The sequence below is a fragment of the Rathayibacter sp. AY1D5 genome (assembly GCF_002932515.1).
Lineage (GTDB): Bacteria > Actinomycetota > Actinomycetes > Actinomycetales > Microbacteriaceae > Rathayibacter.
The window spans coordinates 1-1,517 of the sequence record NZ_PSVU01000111.1 but is presented as its reverse complement, the minus strand read 5'-3'; the positions used below and the strand labels follow the sequence as shown (position 1 = coordinate 1,517).

Genomic DNA, 1,517 nt, shown 5'->3' with positions numbered 1-1,517 from the left:
CGTGCCCCGCAATCCGAGCACGTCCGCCTCCGTCGGGCCCGTCGTCGCCGAGCTGATCGCCGACGTCCGAGAACGCGGCGCGGAAGCGCTCCTCGACCAGGCGGAGCGGCTGGACGGCGTGCGCCCCCCGCACCTCCGCGTGCCCGCCGAGCAGATCGCCGAGGCGCTCGACCGCCTCGACCCCGCCATCCGCAGCGCACTCGAGGAGGCGATCGCGCGCGTCCGCCGCGCCAGCGCCGCGCAGATCCCCCCGCCCCGCACCACCGAGCTCGACGACGGCGCCACGGTCACCCAGCGCTGGCAGCCCGTCGCCCGCGCCGGGCTGTACGTCCCCGGCGGCAAGGCGGTCTACCCGTCGAGCGTCGTCATGAACGCCGTGCCCGCGCAAGCCGCCGGAGTCGCCTCCATCGCCCTGGTCTCGCCGCCGCAGAAGGCGTTCGGCGGCTCCGTCCACCCCACGATCCTCGCGGCGGCCGCTCTGCTCGGCATCGACGAGGTCTACGCGGTCGGAGGCGCCGGAGCCGTCGCCGCACTGGCCTACGGCGTCGACTCGATCGGGCTGGACCCCGTCAGCATCATCACCGGGCCGGGCAACGTCTGGGTCACCACCGCGAAGCGCCAGGTGCTCGGGCAGGTCGGCATCGACTCCGAGGCGGGCCCGACCGAGATCCTCGTGATCGCCGACGACTCCGCCGACCCGCGCCTGGTCGCCGCCGACCTGGTCAGCCAGGCCGAGCACGACGAGGCCGCCTCCGCGGTCCTGGTCACCGACAGCGCCGAGCTCGCCGCCGCCGTCGAGCGCGAGGTCGCCGCCCAGGCCGCCGCCACCCACCACGCGGAGCGCGTGGCCATCGCACTCGACGGCCCGCAGTCCGCGCTCGTGATCGTCGACGACCTCGAGCTCGCCTGCGCGTTCAGCGACGCCTACGGCCCCGAGCACCTCGAGCTGCACACGGCCGACCCCGTCGCGACGGCCGAGCGGATCCACGACGCCGGCGCGATCTTCCTCGGCCCGACCACCCCGGTGAGCCTGGGCGACTACCTCGCCGGCTCCAACCACGTGCTCCCGACGCTGGGGCAGGCGCGCTTCTCCTCCGGGCTCGGCGCCTACACCTTCCTCCGGCCGCAGCAGCTGATCTCGTACGACCGCGGTGCGCTCGAGCGCGTCGCCCCGCACATCCGCGCTCTCAGCGACGCCGAGGCGCTGCCCGCCCACGGCGACGCCGTCGACGCCCGCTTCGCCTGAGACCGAGAGGCCCTCGATGTTCTGCCCCTTCTGCCGGCACCCCGACTCCCGAGTGATCGACTCGCGCACGAGCGACGACGGCCTCTCGATCCGCCGCCGCCGGCAGTGCCCGTCGTGCGGTCGGCGCTTCTCGACGACCGAGACCGCGAGCCTCGTCGTGATCAAGCGCAGCGGAGTCGTGGAGCCGTTCAGCCGCGAGAAGATCGTCAGCGGCGTCCGGAAGGCCTGCCAGGGCCGGCCCGTCACCGACACCGATCTGGCCGTCCTCGCG

General features: G+C 74.8%; 2 protein-coding genes. Both read left to right on the top strand.

From position 1 onward, the window contains the following. Position 1 precedes the first annotated feature (1 nt). Entirely contained in the window at positions 2-1,246 is a 1,245-nt protein-coding gene (gene hisD / locus C5C82_RS17045; RefSeq protein WP_258066174.1) for a histidinol dehydrogenase, read from the top strand. A 16-nt stretch (positions 1,247-1,262) separates the two neighbouring features. Beyond that, positions 1,263-1,517, top strand: a 255-nt coding sequence (locus C5C82_RS17040; RefSeq protein ID WP_104355433.1) for an ATP cone domain-containing protein, incomplete at its 3' end; no start/stop codon positions are given.